The 15,851-nt window shown below is 68.4% G+C and carries 20 protein-coding genes; 6 read left to right on the top strand and 14 right to left on the bottom strand.

The genetic code is table 11. The features are described 5' to 3' along the window. Nucleotides 1-143 precede the first annotated feature (143 nt). The 5 genes from ACFRMN_RS05845 to ACFRMN_RS05825 form a co-directional block, all read right to left on the bottom strand. Nucleotides 144-782, bottom strand: coding sequence for an HAAS signaling domain-containing protein (locus ACFRMN_RS05845; protein ID WP_383013838.1), 639 nt, complete (start codon nt 780-782; stop codon nt 144-146). Next, nucleotides 779-1,153 (bottom strand): PadR family transcriptional regulator, encoded by a 375-nt coding sequence (locus tag ACFRMN_RS05840; protein WP_383013834.1) that lies wholly within the window; start codon nt 1,151-1,153, stop codon nt 779-781. The genes ACFRMN_RS05845 and ACFRMN_RS05840 overlap by 4 nt, the downstream gene beginning before the upstream one ends. A 214-nt stretch (nt 1,154-1,367) precedes the next feature. After that, entirely contained in the window at nt 1,368-2,333 is a 966-nt protein-coding gene (locus ACFRMN_RS05835; RefSeq protein ID WP_383013831.1) for an aldo/keto reductase, read from the bottom strand. 201 nt (nt 2,334-2,534) lie between these two features. After that, a complete protein-coding gene (locus ACFRMN_RS05830) occupies nt 2,535-3,596 on the bottom strand; it encodes a zinc-dependent alcohol dehydrogenase family protein (RefSeq protein WP_383013828.1) in 1,062 nt (353 codons plus the stop codon). A gap of 318 nt (nt 3,597-3,914) precedes the next feature. Then, the gene (locus tag ACFRMN_RS05825; RefSeq protein WP_383013824.1) at nt 3,915-4,808 is read right to left on the bottom strand and encodes a helix-turn-helix transcriptional regulator; all 894 of its coding nucleotides are present in this window, start codon (nt 4,806-4,808) and stop codon (nt 3,915-3,917) included. Nucleotides 4,809-4,964: 156 nt separating this feature from the next. On the opposite strand from ACFRMN_RS05825, the gene ACFRMN_RS05820 reads away from it, so the two are divergent. From ACFRMN_RS05820 to ACFRMN_RS05810, 3 genes are all read left to right on the top strand, one after another. Next, complete coding sequence (locus tag ACFRMN_RS05820) at nt 4,965-5,435, top strand: MarR family winged helix-turn-helix transcriptional regulator (RefSeq protein ID WP_383013821.1); 471 nt, start codon at nt 4,965-4,967, stop codon at nt 5,433-5,435. After that, nucleotides 5,432-7,525 carry an MFS transporter gene (locus ACFRMN_RS05815; RefSeq protein ID WP_383013818.1) on the top strand — a complete coding sequence of 698 codons (2,094 nt, stop codon included), beginning with the start codon at nt 5,432-5,434 and terminating at the stop codon, nt 7,523-7,525. The genes ACFRMN_RS05820 and ACFRMN_RS05815 overlap by 4 nt, the downstream gene beginning before the upstream one ends. A 528-nt stretch (nt 7,526-8,053) precedes the next feature. Next, nucleotides 8,054-8,758: an SDR family NAD(P)-dependent oxidoreductase gene (locus ACFRMN_RS05810; protein WP_383014526.1), complete on the top strand. Its 705-nt coding sequence runs from the start codon at nt 8,054-8,056 to the stop codon at nt 8,756-8,758. A gap of 252 nt (nt 8,759-9,010) precedes the next feature. On the opposite strand, the gene ACFRMN_RS05805 is transcribed toward ACFRMN_RS05810, so the two are convergent. Continuing rightward, on the bottom strand, nt 9,011-9,592 hold the full coding sequence (locus tag ACFRMN_RS05805; protein WP_383013815.1) for a TetR/AcrR family transcriptional regulator: 582 nt from the start codon (nt 9,590-9,592) through the stop codon (nt 9,011-9,013). 205 nt (nt 9,593-9,797) lie between these two features. On the opposite strand from ACFRMN_RS05805, the gene ACFRMN_RS05800 reads away from it, so the two are divergent. After that, the gene (locus ACFRMN_RS05800) at nt 9,798-10,190 is read left to right on the top strand and encodes an ester cyclase (protein WP_208517059.1); all 393 of its coding nucleotides are present in this window, start codon (nt 9,798-9,800) and stop codon (nt 10,188-10,190) included. Between the two features lie 130 nt (nt 10,191-10,320). On the opposite strand, the gene ACFRMN_RS05795 is transcribed toward ACFRMN_RS05800, so the two are convergent. Together ACFRMN_RS05795 and ACFRMN_RS05790 are read right to left on the bottom strand one after the other, a co-directional pair. Further along, nucleotides 10,321-10,590, bottom strand: a complete 270-nt coding sequence (locus ACFRMN_RS05795) for an SDR family oxidoreductase (RefSeq protein WP_383014523.1) — start codon at nt 10,588-10,590, stop codon at nt 10,321-10,323. 105 nt (nt 10,591-10,695) lie between these two features. Beyond that, a complete protein-coding gene (locus ACFRMN_RS05790) occupies nt 10,696-11,301 on the bottom strand; it encodes a TetR/AcrR family transcriptional regulator (RefSeq protein ID WP_383013812.1) in 606 nt (201 codons plus the stop codon). A gap of 110 nt (nt 11,302-11,411) precedes the next feature. Here ACFRMN_RS05790 and ACFRMN_RS05785 point away from each other — a divergent pair, with 110 nt between their 5' ends. Next, nucleotides 11,412-12,065 (top strand): hypothetical protein, encoded by a 654-nt coding sequence (locus tag ACFRMN_RS05785; RefSeq protein WP_383013809.1) that lies wholly within the window; start codon nt 11,412-11,414, stop codon nt 12,063-12,065. Nucleotides 12,066-12,084: 19 nt separating this feature from the next. On the opposite strand, the gene ACFRMN_RS05780 is transcribed toward ACFRMN_RS05785, so the two are convergent. Further along, nucleotides 12,085-12,573 carry a transposase gene (locus ACFRMN_RS05780; protein ID WP_383013806.1) on the bottom strand — a complete coding sequence of 163 codons (489 nt, stop codon included), beginning with the start codon at nt 12,571-12,573 and terminating at the stop codon, nt 12,085-12,087. Between the two features lie 73 nt (nt 12,574-12,646). Further along, nucleotides 12,647-13,180, bottom strand: coding sequence for an AAA family ATPase (locus ACFRMN_RS05775; protein ID WP_383013803.1), 534 nt, complete (start codon nt 13,178-13,180; stop codon nt 12,647-12,649). Here ACFRMN_RS05775 and ACFRMN_RS05770 point away from each other — a divergent pair. After that, nucleotides 13,179-14,120, top strand: a complete 942-nt coding sequence (locus ACFRMN_RS05770) for a DUF317 domain-containing protein (RefSeq protein WP_383013800.1) — start codon at nt 13,179-13,181, stop codon at nt 14,118-14,120. The two genes, ACFRMN_RS05775 and ACFRMN_RS05770, sit on opposite strands and share 2 nt — an antisense overlap. Nucleotides 14,121-14,182: 62 nt before the next feature. Here the strand turns inward: ACFRMN_RS05770 and ACFRMN_RS05765 are convergent, their stop codons facing one another. The 4 genes from ACFRMN_RS05765 to ACFRMN_RS05750 all read right to left on the bottom strand — a co-directional run bounded on the left by ACFRMN_RS05765 (nt 14,183) and on the right by ACFRMN_RS05750 (nt 15,733). Continuing rightward, nucleotides 14,183-14,758 (bottom strand): SUKH-4 family immunity protein, encoded by a 576-nt coding sequence (locus ACFRMN_RS05765; protein WP_383013797.1) that lies wholly within the window; start codon nt 14,756-14,758, stop codon nt 14,183-14,185. A 164-nt stretch (nt 14,759-14,922) separates the two neighbouring features. Then, complete coding sequence (locus ACFRMN_RS05760) at nt 14,923-15,099, bottom strand: nucleic acid/nucleotide deaminase domain-containing protein (RefSeq protein WP_383013794.1); 177 nt, start codon at nt 15,097-15,099, stop codon at nt 14,923-14,925. Then, nucleotides 15,096-15,227 (bottom strand): hypothetical protein, encoded by a 132-nt coding sequence (locus ACFRMN_RS05755; protein WP_383013791.1) that lies wholly within the window; start codon nt 15,225-15,227, stop codon nt 15,096-15,098. The genes ACFRMN_RS05760 and ACFRMN_RS05755 overlap by 4 nt, the downstream gene beginning before the upstream one ends. Then, nucleotides 15,224-15,733 (bottom strand): hypothetical protein, encoded by a 510-nt coding sequence (locus ACFRMN_RS05750; RefSeq protein WP_383013788.1) that lies wholly within the window; start codon nt 15,731-15,733, stop codon nt 15,224-15,226. The genes ACFRMN_RS05755 and ACFRMN_RS05750 overlap by 4 nt, the downstream gene beginning before the upstream one ends. Nucleotides 15,734-15,851 lie beyond the last annotated feature (118 nt).

Below are 15,851 nucleotides of genomic sequence, written 5' to 3'. Positions count from 1 at the left end.
TCGATTGTGAATGGTGCACACCATGGGGCGGTGTTCGCCCGCGGCCGTTGATGTCCTCGGCAGCAGACCGTGGCCGGTACGCACTTCGCCGGTGCCGGTCCGGGCCGAAACGTCCTGGTGAACCGGGACGTCGGCGTCCGCGCTCAGGTACGGCGGGCCCGCCAGAGCCATACCGCCGTGCCGACCATCAGGGCGAGGCTTCCCAGGTTGCCCAGGAGGGCCGCGATTTCGCCCGCCGCCGAGCCGCTGATCAGGTTCCACGTGACGATGACGGTGGTCGGCACGATGACGGTGAGCAGCACGCCGGTGGTCTTCTGGACGGCGGTCCAGTGCACTGAGGTGCAGAGAAGGACCGCGCCGGTGACGCGGAACAGGAAGCCGAACACCGGGCCGGGGTCGAACGCCGCGTCGGGGCCGATGGAGAAGATCATCGTGAAAGGCAGCGAGAGGGTGAGCATCAGGAGCGGGACCAGGGGGTGCACCTTGCCGCGCCGGGTGGGTGCGTCCACGTCGCGCCGGGCGGATGCGTCCACGTCGCTCCGGGCCGGGGTGCCGGTGGTCCCGTTCCCCGCCTCGGCCAGTGCCGTCGCCGCGATCGTGCGGGGGTCCCCCAGCTCCGCGAGTATCTCGCCGATCGCGGCGTCGGGGCGCTCGGTGCGCGTCACCTCGATGTGTTCGGCGAGGTCGGCGAGGAGTTCCTGGCGGCGGTCGGCGGGGAGCGCGGAGCTCTCGCGTTCGACGGTGGAGAGGTAGTCGCGTGCGGGGTCGGCAGAGGTCTTCATGAGAGGTCTCCGGTGGAGGGGTGGGGGGTGGTGAGGAAGGCGTCGACGGTGTCGCGGAAGCCGGGCCAGACGCGGGTGAACTCGTCGAGCGCGGCCCGGCCGCTGTTGGTGAGCGCGTAGTAGCGGCGGGGTGGTCCGGAGGCGGATTCCTGCCAGGTGGTGGTGACCAGGTCGTCACGGCGGAGCCGGGAGAGCAGCGGGTAGACGGTGCCCTGGCTGGTGGCCAGGGCACCGGAGTCCTCCAGGGCGTGGAGGAGTTCCACGCCGTAGCGGGGGCGGTCCCGCATCAGGGCGAGTACGCAGTACTCCAGGACGCCCTTGCGTAGCTGGGTGGCTGCCCGGGCCTGTTTGGCCGAATCACCTGGTTCCATGCGATGCAAGATACCTGGTGGGGCAAGTAGGCAGAAAGGGGGGTCCCCTCCAGAGCGTCGCCAGCGGTTGATTTCGAGGTTCGTCAGGACGAGCAGGGCACACAGGAGGTAGGTGGCGCGGGCGGGGTCGGCGCGGAGCTTGGTGAGGATCCGCCGGCTCTTGAGGTGGGCGAAGCCGTGTCGTCCGGTCCACCGGCTTCCGGCCGCCGGGGAGTTATGTCCAGTGCAGCGCCGCCCGGCGCTTCCAGTACTCGGGGGCCGGTTCCGCCAGGACCGCGAGCCGGGCGAGCTGGTCGGCGTCGAGGCGTACCTCTTCGGCGGTGACATTGCCGGCGAGCTGGGCGGAGGTGGCAGCGCCGGAGAGCACGATGTCGGCCCACGGATGGTGAAGGACGGCGGCGAGGGCGACGGCGTCAGGAGTGGTGCCGGTCTCTACGGCAAGATCCGCGAGGACGGGCGGCAGTCCCTCGTTGGCGAGACGGCCGTTGGCCATGGCCTCCTTGACGATGACGGAGCAGCCCGCGTCGTGTGCTTCCGCGAGGGCGGCTCCGGCGGAGGGCTCCAGCAGGTTGTGGGTGGCCTGGACGCTGGTGAACAGCGTCTCGCCGTCGACGGTGACCGCGAGCGCGGCGCGGATGGCGGCCGGCTGCTCGGGGCCGCTGGTGGACAGCCCGATGGTGACGCCCTCGGCGGCGAGACCGGCGAGCCGTTCGTGGAGAGCGCGATCGGTGAGCGCGGAGCTGTCGGGGGTGACGGAGTGGATCTGATAGAGGTCGAGGCGCTTGCCGAGGAACGCGCGGGTCTCGGCGATCTGACGGTCGAAGGTCGCCATGCTGTGGTCCTTGACCTCGTGCACCTCCGCGTCGGTTCGCCAGCCGGCCGTGTAGGTATAACCCCACTTGCTGCCGATCACGGCATCGCCGATCTCGGGCCGGCCCCGCAGCCATTCGGCGATGAACTCCTCCGCTCTGCCGTAGGAACGGGCGGCGTCGAAGTACCGCACACCCAAGGCGTAGGCACTGTCCAGCACTTCGTGGGCACGCGCCCGCATCGCATCGACGGTCCGGTCGACGGGCAGGTCCCTGCCCCGGCCGAGGTTGATGTAGTCGGGACGGCCGACCGCCGCGATGCCGAGTCCGATCCGGGTGTGCGCGGCTGCGGCGAGACGTTCGAATGGCACGTCGGTTGTCCTCCGTCGTACGGAGCGGAGTACGGAGTACGGAGTATGGGACCTTTGCGGTCGCTCCGCCGTGGTGGACGGCCACCGCTCGGGAACACCGCACTGGTCCTCGCGAGCAAGGCTCCAGCGTACCGAGAACACTCCCGGCCTGCCCGTCCGGGGAACTGGCCGACGAGTTCGAGCGCCCTCCAGGACGTCGTGTCAGCCCTGGCGGGGAAGCTCGCCAGGTCGCGGGGCGATGACGGTGATGCCGGTACCGGACCCCTCACTCAGCCCCGCCAGCGCGGCCGGCACCTCGTCCAGCCCGATGATCGAGTTCACCAGCAGGTCGGGGCGCAGCCTCCCGGTACTCACCTGACCCATCATCTCCGGGTACGCGTGGGCCGCCATCCCATGGCTGCCGAGGATTTCAAGTTCCAACGCGACGACGCGGTTCACGGGTACGGCCGCGCCGTCCGACGGCATCAGTCCGACCTGCACATGCCTGCCCCGTGGCCGCAGACTTTCCACGGACGCCGAGCAGGTCGCCACGGAGCCGAGCGCGTCGAGCGAGACGTGCGCGCCGCCGCCCGTCGCCTCCCGGACGGCGGCGGCCACGCCGTCGGTGACCGTTGTGGCGTCCACGCATGCCTCGGCGCCGAACCTCCTGGCCAGTTCCAGCGCCCCCGGCGCGACATCGACCGCGACGACCCTGGCACCGCAGGCCACCGCGATCATCACCGCGGACAGACCGACTCCGCCGCACCCGTGTACGGCCAGCCACTCGCCGGCCCGGATACGGCCCCTGGCCACGACGGCCCGGTAGGCGGTGGCGAACCGGCAGCCGAGGGCCGCGGCGGTGAGGTAGGACATGTCCTCCGGCACGGCGACGAGATTGACGTCGGCCCGGTGCACCGGAACGTACTCGGCGAACGACCCCCAGTGGGTGAAGCCCGGCTGCTCCTGGCGCCGGCAGATCTGCTGATCGCCCGCCGCGCACGCGGGACAGCTCCCGCAGGCGCAGACGAAGGGCACGGTAACCCGGTCACCCACGCGCCAGTTGGTGACAGCCGCGCCCACCGCCTCGATCCGGCCCGCGAGTTCATGACCGGGCACATGCGGCAGGGTGATCCCCTCGTCGTGGCCCATCCAGCCGTGCCAGTCGCTGCGGCACAGTCCCGTCGCCCCTACCCGCACCACCACGCCGGCGGCCGGGGGCACCGGATCGGCCACCTCCCGCACCTCTGGCAGCCGCCCGAATTCCTCGAACACCACAGCTCGCACGGGCACCACTCCCTTGTCGTCGGCCGGTCCACAGCCGGATCCGATCCGAGCCCCATTCGACCATCGGAATCAGACGAACATCGCCACACACGCGGCCCGGATCCGGCGACCGCGGGACCGTCGGCACGGTTCTGGGCCGCCCGGGCGTTCACGTCGGAGTGCGTGGCCGCCCCGTGGTCTCCGTTCCGGCAGGCACCCCAATGCCACCACACCTGCTGTGGAAAGAAGGAAGGGGCGACTGCGGCGGCCACGACCGGCATGCACGCCGCCAGTTCCTCCCAGCACCGCTCACCCCAGTACCGCTCACCCCAGTACCGCTCACCGCCTCCGGGCCGGGAGGTCGTCGTGCTCGTCGACGCGCCCGGCCGCCCACCGCAGGAGAAAGCCCAGAGCCTCGTGGGAGGGCGAGTCGGAGGGCGCGGTGTAGGCGACGAGGAACTGGTCGGGGTGGGTGTCGACGGTGAACTGCTGGACATCGAGCGTGATACGGCCGACGACCGGATGCACATACGTCTTGGTGAGCTGTCGCGGCCCCCGCACCTGGTGGCCGGCCCACCAGGTGCGGAAGTCCGGGTCCCGGACGCTGAGTTCACCGACCAGGGCGGCCAGCGCGGGGTCGTGCGGGGTACGGCCGGCTTCCATCCTCAGGACGGCGACGCACTCGCGGGCGGCGCGGGGCCAGTCCGCGTACAGCGCCCGGAAGGGGGCGTCGAGGAAGGTCAGCCGGATCAGGTTGCGCTCGGCCGGCGGCAGTGCGCCGAAGTCGGTCAGGAGCGCCGTGGCCGCCCGGTTCCAGGCCAGTACGTCCATGCCGCGATGAAGCACCATGGCGGGAACGTCGTGCATGGTCTCCAGCAACTGCCTCAGCCTGGGCGCGACGTCGGATCGGCCGGACTGCCGTTCCGGAGCGGCCGGGGCGACATCGGCCAGGGTGAAGAGGTAGGCGCGCTCGTCCGAAGCCAGGTGGAGCGCGTCGGCCAGGGCATTCAGGACAGGGCGGGAGACCCGTCGGGTACGCCCCTGCTCAAGCCGGACGATGTAGTCGACGCTCACATGCGCGAGCTGGGCCAGCTCCTCCCTGCGTAGGCCCGGAACGCGCCGCAGCCGGCCGTCGTCCGGGAAACCCGCCTGGTGCGGGTCGGATTCCGCGCGGCGGGCGCGCAGGAAGTCGCCCAGCTCGTTGTGGGCGGAGGAAGCGCCACGGTCTGCCATGTCCTCCAGTGTCGTCATGTTCGGGGCGGTGTGCCTGGTACTGGCCTGCACAGGCAGGGCCTTCCCTGGCCTTCCCGGGTGCCGCCACAGCGGATGGCGCGGGGAAACCACACAAGTAACTTGGCAAAGTTACTTGTGTGGTTTTACGATGAGCCCATGAATACGAACACCGGGCCGCGGCAGTCCGCTGCGACAGCCCAGCGCCTCAACGACGCGATCAAGCGGCTGCGCGCACGCCTGCGCGCGGAGTCGGGGCAGTACGCGATCGGCCTGACCGCCACGCAGCTCGCCGTACTGGCGAGCGTGGTACGGGAGGGCCCGGTCACCGCGGCCCTGCTCGCCTCGCGGGAGCACGTCAGCCCGCAGTCCATCGCGCAGAGCCTGGCCGTGCTCAAGGCCGCCGGGCTGGTCCACAGTGAAACCGACCCGCAGGACGGCCGCAGAAAGCTGATGAGCGCGGATCCCTCCGCGACCGAACTGATCGACAAGCTGCTCGCGGGGCGCGCCTCCTTCCTGGCGCGCGCCATCGACCAGGTCGTCGCGCCGGACGAGCTCAAGGACGTGGAGAAGGCCATTGGATTGCTGGAGCGACTGGCCGCGGCGGACCTGAGCGACGGCGGCATATGAGAACCGGAACCGCCCGGGCCGACGCTCCGACGCGCGGTGCCGCGCACCAGCCCTTCGCGTGGACGTTCACCACCCCGCTCTACGTGGGCTCCAGTCTCAACCCCATCAACAGCTCCATCATCGCGACCGCCCTGGTGCCGATCGCCAACGAGCTGCACGTCTCGGTGGGCAGCACGGCCGTGCTGGTCTCCTCGCTCTACCTGGCCAGCGCCGTCGCACAGCCCACCGCGGGCAAACTGGCGGAGGTATTCGGCGCGCGCCGGATCTTCCTCTCCGGCATCGTTCTGGTGCTGCTCGGCGGTGTGGTCGGCGGCCTCGGCCAGAACCTGGCGATGCTGACCGTCGCCCGGGTCCTGGTCGGTATCGGCACCTCGGCCGCCTTCCCCTGCGCGATGGTGCTGATCCGGCGCCGTGCCGAGGACGCCGGTCTTGACGCCCCACCGGGCGGGGTGCTCGGCGGCATCGCGATCGCGGGCATGGCCACCGCCGCCGTCGGCCCGCCGATCGGCGGACTGCTGGTCGGTGCCGCGGGCTGGCGCTGGGCCTTCCTGATCAATATCCCGGTCACCGCGATCGCCATGGCGATGGCCGTGCGCTGGCTGCCCAAGGATCCTGTGCTCGTCGATGGCGACCGCGAGCACAGTGGTTTTCGCCGGATCGCCGACCGGATCGATCTGCCCGGCATCCTCGGCTTCGCCGCGTCGATGAGCGCGCTGGTCATCTTTCTGATGGGCCTCCCGAAGGTCCAGTGGGCCGCGCTCGCCGCCTTCGTACTGATCGCCGTGCCCACCGTCGCGTGGGAGCTACGGAAGACCGCGCCGTTCTTCGACTTCCGCGGGCTCGCCGCCAACGGCGCCCTCGCCCGTACCTATCTGCGGCAGGCACTCACCCTGCTCGGCGTCTACTCCGTGATGTACGGACTGACCCAGTGGATGGAGGCCGCATACGGGTTGTCCACCGTGGCGGCGGGACTTCTGCTGCTGCCGATGGGGGCTGTCTCCGCACTGCTCTCACGCCCGCTCGCCAGCCGCAACCTGGTGCGCGGACCGCTGATCGCCTCGGCGGTGACCATGCTGCTCGGGTCGGTCGGCATCATGCTGCTCACCTCCAGCAGTCCCGCGATCGCGATCGTGCTGGTGACCCTCGTCTTCGGTGTCACGTCCGCCGCCACCACCGTCGGGAACCAGACAGCGCTCTACCTCGCGGCGCCGCCCGACCAGATCGGCACCGCCTCCGGGCTGTTCCGGACCTTCGGATACCTCGGAACCATCACCTCCGCCGTGATCGGCAGCCTCGTCTTCCGCGACGGGGCGAGCGACCGCGGTCTGCACACCCTCGGCATCGTGCTGGTCGTGGCGGGCCTCGCGGCCCTGTTGCTGACCGTCCTCGATCGCCGGCTGATGGGCCGAAAGACCAGCCAAAGCCGGCCGAGCGACACTCCCACCCCCAACACATCAGACACCACAGAGAACCCCCACCAAGGAGAACCCCGCATGAGCTCCCCCGCCCTGCCCACGATCGCTCCCGAGCGGACCGCCCTGCTGGCGATGGACTTCCAGAACGGGATCCTCTCCCTCGCATCCGACCCCGACGCGCTCGTCGAGCGGGTCAGGGGCGCCATCGCCGACGTCCGCACCGCCGGCGGCACCATTGGCTACGTCCGCGTCGCTTTCACCGAGGACGACTGGGCGGCGGTCCCCGACACCAACAAGACGTTCACGACGGTCGCCGCGGCGAAGATGCTGCACCACGAGGACGCCACTGCCCAGATCGACGAGCGGATCGCCCCCGAGGACGGCGACATCGTCGTACGCAAGATCCGCCACGGCTCGGTCTCCACCACCGATCTCCACGAGCAGCTGAGCGACCGGGGCATCGACACCTTGGTGCTCGCCGGGATCAGCACCAGCGGCGTCGTCCTGTCCACGCTCATCGACGCCGCCGACCGCGACTATCGCGTCTATGTCCTGTCCGACGGGATCGCCGACCGTGACCCCGAGACCCATCGGGTGCTGGTCGACAAGGTGTTCCCGTCCCGGGCCCATGTCATCGACACCGCCGGGCTGCGCGAGCTGCTGCGGTCCGCCTGACAGTGGCCGCGGTTCAGGCCCGGGGTCCGCGGCCTGCCCATCCGCGGCCGGTCCCCGCCACTCTCCCGTACCGCGTGCGGCAACCGCTCGGGGTGCCCTGCCTCCCATATTTTGCGTAGATAGGTCTAGGGCGTGTTGTGAAAGTAGCGCCGTCCGCCCGCAGGGCGTCGCGAGCCAGGCGGGACTTTCACAACATGCCCTGGCTGGGCCCAGGCGGGGAACCGCCGTTCGCCGTCCGCACCGTCGTGGGACACCGGCATGCCCGCTGCGTCCGACCTTTCGTCAACAGGCCATTGGGAGAAGGAAAACGTGAGCGAGCGCGTGGTGCTGGTCACTGGAGCTCTAGGTCCTGTCTTCAAAGTAGCGCCGTCCGCCCGGAGGGTGGGCTCGGCGGCGGTCGGTGCGTGCGATCGCAAGGCGGAGGGTCGCCCCAGTACTGGATGTACTGGGGCGATCCCGACAACGCGGCGAGCGTGCGTGCCGGACGCCTCCGAGCAGGCGGGACTTTGAAGACAGGGCCTAGCGGGCATCGGACGGGCGACGGCGACCGCCTTCGCCCGCGACGGTGCGTCGGTCCTCGTCTCCGGGCGGCGCGACGAGGAGGGTACGGCGCTGGCCGCCGAACTCCGGGAGTGGGGTGGCAGGGCCGAGTACATCCGGGCCGACGTCAGTGTGGAGGACGACGTCCGCTCCCTGGTCGAGGGGGCCGTCAAGATCTTCGGCAAGCTCGACGCGGCCGTCAACAACGCGGGCTACACCGGTAGCCCGGGCCCTCTGGCCACCCAGACGGCCGAGGCTTACGACACCGTTTTCAACACCAACGTCCGGGGCCTGCTGTTCTGTCTGAAGCACGAGCTGCGCGTGATGATCGAGCAGGGCCACGGCAGCATCGTCAATCTCTCCTCGACCTTCGGCGAGCGCGGCAGCAAAGGTGCGGGCCTCTACACGGCCAGCAAGCACGCGGTGAACGGGCTCACCCGGTCCGCGGCCCTTGAGGTCGCCACCGAAGGCATCCGCGTCAACGCGGTCGCCCCCGGCCCCGTGGCCACCGGCGGCCTGGACAGCTTCACCGGCGGGAAGGAGGCGAGCGCGGCCCTTGCCGCCGGCGTCCCCATGGGACGCCTCGCCGACGTTGACGAGATCGCCGACGTCATCAAGTTCCTCACCTCCAATGAGGCCAGGTTCATCACCGGCCAGATCATCGCCGTCAATGGTGGCAAGACGGCCCTGTGACCATGCCGACCTTCACGGGGCGGCGGGCGCGAGCGGCGATGACTGTTGTCTCGGCGATGGAGAGCACAGCGGTGTGCTGTGGTGGGTTGCGGTACACGGTACAAGTCACCGATGTCGGCAGCACGTTCCCGGAAGTCCGGGGTTTCACGGCGCGTCAGCCGGCCCCGCACTCGGTGGGGCTTGAGGCCGAGCTCCGCCAGGATCCGACCCACCCGCGAGGAGAGATCACCGGTTCTGCGAGCCGCGCGCCCGCTACGGCAGCCAGCGCTCCAGTGCCATGTCGGCGATGTCCTGGAGTTCGTCGCGGCCGAGGCCGTCGGCGGCCTGGACGGCGATGCCGAACGCCACCGTCATGACATATCGGGCGAGCTGTCGGGGGTCGGCGTCGCGCGGAAGATCGCCCTCGTCGACGGCCCGCTGGAAGCGCTCCTCAAGGCGTAGACCCGAATCGTTCAGCCACTCCACCAGCATGTCGTGCGCGGGCCGACCCGCATCGCTCGACGCCAGCGCACCCTGCACGACCAGGCATCCCGCAGGGCCTCCGGGACGCGTCGTGGTCCGAACCGCTCCGCGGAGAATCGCCTCGGCCACCCCTCGCGCGGTCGGCTCCTCCAGGGCGCGCGTCCCGTAGTCGGCCGGACCCTCGGTGTAGCGCTCCAGAGCTTTGCGGAACAGCTCCTCTTTGTTGCCGAAGGCCGCGTACAGGCTTGGCTTCGTGATGCCCATGGCCTTGGTCAGATCGGTGAGGCTGACCCCCTCGTATCCCCGTTCCCAGAACACCCGCATGGCGCGCTCAAGCGCCTCGTCGATATCGAATTCTCTGGGCCGCCCCATAACGGCGCTCCGCGAACCAGCCATGTGTGCAGCGTACTCCCGGGTGACGACCCGCACGACTTCTATACCGATCGGAATAGAAAGCTTGTACTCTCGGTTCCTACCCACGACGGCAGTCACCACGGCGAGTTCGTGGAAGGGCGTCGTCGCAGGTCGATCATCGTCCGGATACACGCCCGCGGTTCGGGGCGGCAGAGGGGGCAGCATGTCCGAGAAGGAAGTACGCGAAGTCTTCGAGCGTTACATCGAGGCGCTCAACGCCCATGAGTTCGACCGGATGACCGAGTTCATTCATGACGAGCTCACCGAGAACGGCCGGCCGGTCACGCGGGACGACGTCATCGCGGAGCTGAAGGGGCACGGCGACGCGGTGCCGGACTTCACCTGGCGGGTACGGGACGTAGCCATCGACGGTGACCGCGTCGCGGCCCGTCTGTTCAACAAGGGCACCCCCGCGAAGGAGTGGTTCGGCGTCGCTCCGACCGGCGAAACGATCGAGTACGCCGAGTACTCCTTCCACAAGGTGCGTGACGGACGCTTCTACGAGATGAACTACCTGATCGACGCCCAGGCCGTACAGCGACAACTCGGCATCTGACCTCCGGAAGCGACCCTCGCCTGCGGCTGAAGCCACCGCACCTCCGAGAGCCCGGTCACCGGCCGGGCTCTCGTTGTGTGTCGACCATGTCGCGACTCGGATGTCTCCTGTGTCGCCGGAGGGATACCGCCTACAGGCGGAAGCCGCCGGTGGCGACGATGAGTTCGGAGTTGCCGCGCAACCGGGACGCGTTCATGTCGGTGTCGGTGGTGGCGGGGACGACGGTGTTGACGGTGATGCCGCGGGGGCCGAGGTGCTGGGTGAGGGGCAGTGTGAGGGCGTCGATGGCTCCCTTTGTCATGGTGTGGCCGATGGGATCGGGGAGGGCGACGCGGGAAGTGCCTGAGCTTGTTCTTTGTCTTCCGGCCTCGAATGGCGGAGCGAAGCCACTCGTGAGCAGGCATCTCGTGCCCGATGGCCGATCATCGGGCTTGGTCGCGGCCTGACCCGGCGGCCTGTCTCTCTCCGCGTAGTGCCGTGACCGGCGGCGTCCGAAGGTGGCCAGTCACCACGTTCGGCAGTTGAGGACGCAGTCGACGGCCATGTACAGGGTTTCCGTCTCGGATCGCAGGATCGATTTCTCGGCGGGCAACGCCCGCTCGGTCGCGAGTCCGTTGAGGACGGTCATCAGGAATCTCGCACGTCGAGTGTTCTCTCCCGCGGCCAGCGCGCCTTCCTGCGTGAGGATCGCCAACCAGGACTCGACACGGCGTTGCCCTTCCCGGTCCATGGCGAGATACGCCGCGCGCACCTCGTCGGTCGGCTCGGGGGCGATGAATGTCTCGAAGAGCTTGCCCCATGCCTCTCGTGCCTGTTCCCCCACTCCGGCAGGCGCGAGCACCTGCCGGAGGCAGTTCACAAGCCGGTCCCGTGCCGGAACCGAACGGTCGTGGATCCCGTCCTCGGAGACCACGTGGTCATAGATGACGGCGAGCACCGCATCCCGCAGTTCGCGCTGCGTCGGGAAAAAGTGTCTGAGTGATCCGGTGCTCACCCCGGCCCGCGCCGCGACCGTCCGCACGCTCAGGTTCACCGAGGGGTCCTCTCCGATCATCGCCGCGGCCGCCGCGAGGATCCTGTCCCGTGTGCCGGCGCTCTTCTTCTCTGTCACTGCCGTTGCCTCTCATCACGCCGTACTAGTACACCGTGATAGCTTAGCCCCCACGTCACTAGTACAGCGTGATAGTGCGGGATTCGGACGAACGCCAGGGAGGCTGAGGGATGTTCGAGGAGCGGCGGCGGCGTCGAGCCGCGAAGCGCGTGCGACCGGGGGACGGGCGGCCCCTGCAACGCTTTCGCTGGTGGCAGTTGCCGGGCCGCGCGCTGTTCCACCTTCCTCTGACGCGGCACGACGGTCGTCGGACGATGTACGCGATCGATGTCCGGCACTGGCAGAACCAGAGCTCCGGCAACGTCAAGGCGCACCTGTACCTCGACGGCAAGCTCCACGCCGAATCCAGGATCCCCGCCACCTTCCCCGTGCCGGGCGGCACGATCGAGGTGTCGATGAGCGGCTTCGGGATCAAACGCTGCCACTACGTCACCACCGCGGGTGCGGAGTACCAGCTCGTCCCGCACCCTGCCTCCGCCGAGGGCCGCCGCGCCCGCCTCGACCGCGACCATCCGGCGCTGAGCCGGTGGATCGGCTTCTGCTCCCTCATCGCGCTCCTCATAGGTGCCGGTCTTCTCGTCGTGCAGATCGTTGAACCGCTCTCCCGGATACCTCCCATCGCCTCACGCGTCGGGAGCTTCGAGTCGCCCGTCCACCTACCGCTATGGCTCAACATCACACTCGGGGTCGCGGCAGCGATGGGCAGCATGGAGCGAGCGCTTCGACTACGCTACAACTGGCTGCTCGACGGCGCGGCGAACTAGGGCGGGTTTTGAGTCGTGATCAACCCGCGGTTCGCGTGAGGTCCTTGATCCAGATCATGGAGGCGCGGAGGTGCGGGCCGGCGAGGTAACTGGCGGGGGTTTTGTCGTAGCGGGTGCCGATGCCTCGCCAGGCTTTCAGCTTGTTGATCAGCCGCTCGACGGTGTTCCTCTCCTTGTAGAGGACGGCGTCGTGGTGGGCGCGGGCAGTGGTGGAGTCCACGCTGACCAGAGACAAGTCCGCCTCGCCCCGCTCCGCCGCCTCCGCGATCAGCCCCTCCAGCAGGGCGTCGAAGACGCCCGCATCACGCCACTGGCGGAAGCGGTTGTGGACGGTCGGCCGGGCGCCGAACTCCGCCGGCATCTCCCGCCACTGCCCGCCCGTCCTGAACCGCCAGATCACACCCGCGAACTGCAGCCGCAGCCGTTCGGCATACGGGCCGTACTCGCCGATCGGCAGGTACGGACCGATGAACTCCCACTCGGCACCACTCAGTTGCACTCGCGTCACTCAAGACGGTCTACCGGTCCAGGCTCCACCGCAAGGGCAAAACCCGCAGATTGATCACGACCCGATACGCGGCCTAACCGCCCCAGCCGGTAGCGGCCACCACCTCACGGGCGATGTCCACGACGGGCCGCCCGTCCGTCACCACCCGCACGGTGTCAGCAGCTACCCGCTCGTCCAAGAGCCGTGCCTTGCGGGCGCTCGCCTTCAGCTCCTGCTCCAGTTCCGAGCCGAGCTCCCGGCCCGCCAACCGCTCGCCGGCGGTGGTGTCGGATGCGGTGAGCAGAACCCGTACGATCCGCACGCCTGCCCCCATGGCACGCTCGAACATGCCCGTCGTCTCGGGCAGCACACTCAGGGTGTTCGTGTAGATCAGGCGGCGGTAACCGCGCTGGGCGAAGTTCCCCCATACGGCAGTCAGATTGCTCTCGGTGATCTCCGAGCGGTGCGGATCCCCGTCTGGGGCCGGATGCACCTGCCCCATGAAGTCACCTTCGATGACTGCGTGAGAAACCGCCACGGCTCGCAGCCGTGCCGAAACCTCCCAGGCCACCGTCGTCTTGCCGACACCGGCACGCCCTCCGATGAGCAGTACCTCCGCGTGATCCATGAAGGCAGCTTGCCAGCTCGCGACCACGTCACACGATCCGATATCGCTCTACGCCTATGGCCGCAGCCCCACTCCACCAGCAAGATCACGATCTACAGCTGGAGTACTGGCCGCAGAGCCCGAACCGCCCGCACCGACAGAGGAGATCGTGCCGACATACGCCGCCGACCCCGGCGACCACGACGCCGTCCTCGACCAATTCCTCGCCACACACCGGGATTGGGAGAAGCGGGGATCCTGGACCGACAACACCACGCACGCGATCCACGAATCACAGATTCTGCGGATCGAACGGGTCCACGAAGCCGAACCCCGCGAGATCGCATGGACGGTCGCCGCCGACGAGATCCCGGTCTCCGACCGCATGTGGCACCTCGCCATGACCGGTCTCACCCCAGCCCCAGTCCTGCTCACCCTGTTGAACAGGCTTGCCGAGCAAGACGCATGGGAGACCGCCGTCGGCAGCCCTGTTACAGAGAAAACACCGAGGCCGCCCGTCCCCTCACCGACGCGGGCTGGGAACACACCGTGGACGGACGATGGATCTGATGGCAGACCCCCCAAGGCACGCAGGAGTTCAGTTCGACGCCTTCGTCGCGCAGAGCCCGCACATCACCCTCGCCACCTGGACTCTGTCGGCCGGCCCACCTGGGCGATCCACGCCTCCCCCTACGCATCCGTCCCGATGACCGCCCGTCTGACCGGGGAACTCGCGCACGGCACCGGTACCCGCCAGCCCAGCCCAGCCCCGGCACGCCACCGCAGCTCACTGCGAAACCAGCCGCCGTCGCATCGACCGCCCCTAAGCCCCAGGCCGGCCGACGCCGCTGACCGATGGGCAGGGGTGTGGCCCCGCGGACGGGGGATGCCGCGAGGCCACACTCGCACCGTACCGCGCCTGCGTTCTCACGGGGGCTTGGCGGGTTGTCCTACACCTTGAGCCCTCGCCGACGGATGCGAGGGACGATTGGTGCACCGGTCCACGCGGACGCTGCGGCTGCTTCATCGCCACATGTTGAGTCTGATCTGGTCGAAGAGTGTTTCCCACTCGCCTTCTTCGTCTGTGAAGGGTGCGGGGTCTACGGCGGTGATCTCCTTGGTCATGCGGTCCACGATCTGTGCACGCTGCTCGTCGTCGTCCGGCTCCAGCTTCCGGAAGTCCACCCGCCCTCTGTTCAGGACGGTGAGAGCGTGTACGAGGCTCGAAACGTCCTCGTGCATCAGCTGGTAGTCGCTCTCTCCTTCCGGAAAGGCGTAGATCCGCCCGTCCCGGGGGTCGAGTGCGACTGTGGCGAAGACGAAGTCTCCGAGCTCCTCCCATGTCTCCGCCTCCGGCCGCAGCTCAGATCCATCTCGTTCGAAGGACGCCTTCAAGCTCGGACCGAAACGCAGTCGCTGCGCACTGTCGCCCTCCAGATCCATCCGAGGGCCGAAGAACTTGCTCTCCGGCAGTCCGACAGTTGCCAGGAATTCGGCCGTCGGCCCATGCAGATGCCCAGGCGCCGCCTGTGGAAAGTATGTGATGGAGGTAAGACCGAAAGCCTCGATCACAGCTTCCGGAGTGACGTGGGTAAGCATGCTGGACCTGTCTGTCATGGACGCCCTTGCCTCTGGTGACGACCCTTCAATTCTGCCATATAATCGCGGTGTTCTCGGTCTCGTTCGGGATCCTTGACTGAGAGCTTCTGGTCGTATGCGTTGGCGTGCTCTACTTGAAGTTTCGGATTCTTCGATTTGAAGTACTAGTCGAGCCACTGGTCGCACTCTGGGGACTTTTGGCAGGGCTCCCGTTCGGTGTAGACCTTGGTGATTTTAGCTTGTTCGCCGTGTCGAAGAACCGGGTATCCGATTGTTCGCTCCGAGTGCGGTCCTTCGCTGTCGCCGACGAGAATGATGGGCTTCCCAGTCTTAGGGTTCACGTATTGCGCCGCGGCTCCGCCGTGGTCTTCGAGGAGGTCGATGGTCTCGTCGGCGCTTTCTTGTCGACGGCGTCTTCGGCCTTGTCCATTACGGTGGCGAGTTTGTGGAAGCGGCTGTCCTTCTTCACCGAGCTGCGGCGTTTGGCGCCCCGGTTTTGTGGGTGCTTTTCTTCTTGTCGAAGTTGTCGCGGGTTTCCTGGTAGCCGCCGGTGGCCCGGTCGAAGTCGTCGAACTCGATGGCGAGGTCCTGGGCCATGTCCGCGCTGCCGACGGTGTAGTCGGAGAGGTCCTCGCTGCCACCGGTGTCGAGGTGGTCGGTGAAGACGTCCTCGATCTTGCCGAGGATTTTCGCCTCGATCTTGTCGGTGACGATGGCGGTTATCTCACCGATGGCGTAGTCGATGATCTCGTGCAGGGCGAAGCGGCAGGCGCGGTGGCACCGGCGGTGAGCAGTCCGCTGAGGCCGGCGGTGAAGAACATGCCGACGACACCGGCGGTGGCGGCCGTTGCGGTGGCGCCGAGTTCGACGATGCAGGCGGCTTTGCAGCCCTCGATCAGGCCGGCGCAGTCGTCGAGGGCGCCGGCCAGGTCGTCGAATCCCTCGCCACCTACTGCCGACGAATCTCTGACTCATCACACTAGTGTGATGCGCCTGAAATCGCGGGCTTAAGTCTCTTGCTGGTTTTCGGTGGCTGGCGGAGTGACCTTAGTGAGGTAGGCGGCGAGGGATTTGAGGATCTCGTCGGCGGTCT

It is taken from the genome of Streptomyces sp. NPDC056835 (genome assembly GCF_042789485.1).
In the GTDB taxonomy this organism is placed as follows: Bacteria; Actinomycetota; Actinomycetes; order Streptomycetales; family Streptomycetaceae; genus Streptomyces.
This window is presented reverse-complemented; position numbering and strand designations above follow the sequence as displayed.

What these genes read in the sequence shown, in the direction of transcription:
- ACFRMN_RS05845 (WP_383013838.1), bottom strand. Translation starts at nt 782, where the DNA reads ATGAAGACCTCTGCCGACCCCGCACGCGACTACCTCTCCACCGTCGAA.
- ACFRMN_RS05840 (WP_383013834.1), bottom strand. Translation starts at nt 1,153, where the DNA reads ATGGAACCAGGTGATTCGGCCAAACAGGCCCGGGCAGCCACCCAGCTA.
- ACFRMN_RS05825 (WP_383013824.1), bottom strand. Translation starts at nt 4,808, where the DNA reads ATGGCAGACCGTGGCGCTTCCTCCGCCCACAACGAGCTGGGCGACTTC.
- ACFRMN_RS05820 (WP_383013821.1), top strand. Translation starts at nt 4,965, where the DNA reads ATGAATACGAACACCGGGCCGCGGCAGTCCGCTGCGACAGCCCAGCGC.
- ACFRMN_RS05815 (WP_383013818.1), top strand. Translation starts at nt 5,432, where the DNA reads ATGAGAACCGGAACCGCCCGGGCCGACGCTCCGACGCGCGGTGCCGCG.
- ACFRMN_RS05805 (WP_383013815.1), bottom strand. Translation starts at nt 9,592, where the DNA reads ATGGGGCGGCCCAGAGAATTCGATATCGACGAGGCGCTTGAGCGCGCC.
- ACFRMN_RS05800 (WP_208517059.1), top strand. Translation starts at nt 9,798, where the DNA reads ATGTCCGAGAAGGAAGTACGCGAAGTCTTCGAGCGTTACATCGAGGCG.
- ACFRMN_RS05785 (WP_383013809.1), top strand. Translation starts at nt 11,412, where the DNA reads ATGTTCGAGGAGCGGCGGCGGCGTCGAGCCGCGAAGCGCGTGCGACCG.
- ACFRMN_RS05770 (WP_383013800.1), top strand. Translation starts at nt 13,179, where the DNA reads ATGAAGGCAGCTTGCCAGCTCGCGACCACGTCACACGATCCGATATCG.
- ACFRMN_RS05775 (WP_383013803.1), bottom strand. Translation starts at nt 13,180, where the DNA reads ATGGATCACGCGGAGGTACTGCTCATCGGAGGGCGTGCCGGTGTCGGC.
- ACFRMN_RS05765 (WP_383013797.1), bottom strand. Translation starts at nt 14,758, where the DNA reads ATGCTTACCCACGTCACTCCGGAAGCTGTGATCGAGGCTTTCGGTCTT.
- ACFRMN_RS05750 (WP_383013788.1), bottom strand. Translation starts at nt 15,733, where the DNA reads ATGAGTCAGAGATTCGTCGGCAGTAGGTGGCGAGGGATTCGACGACCT.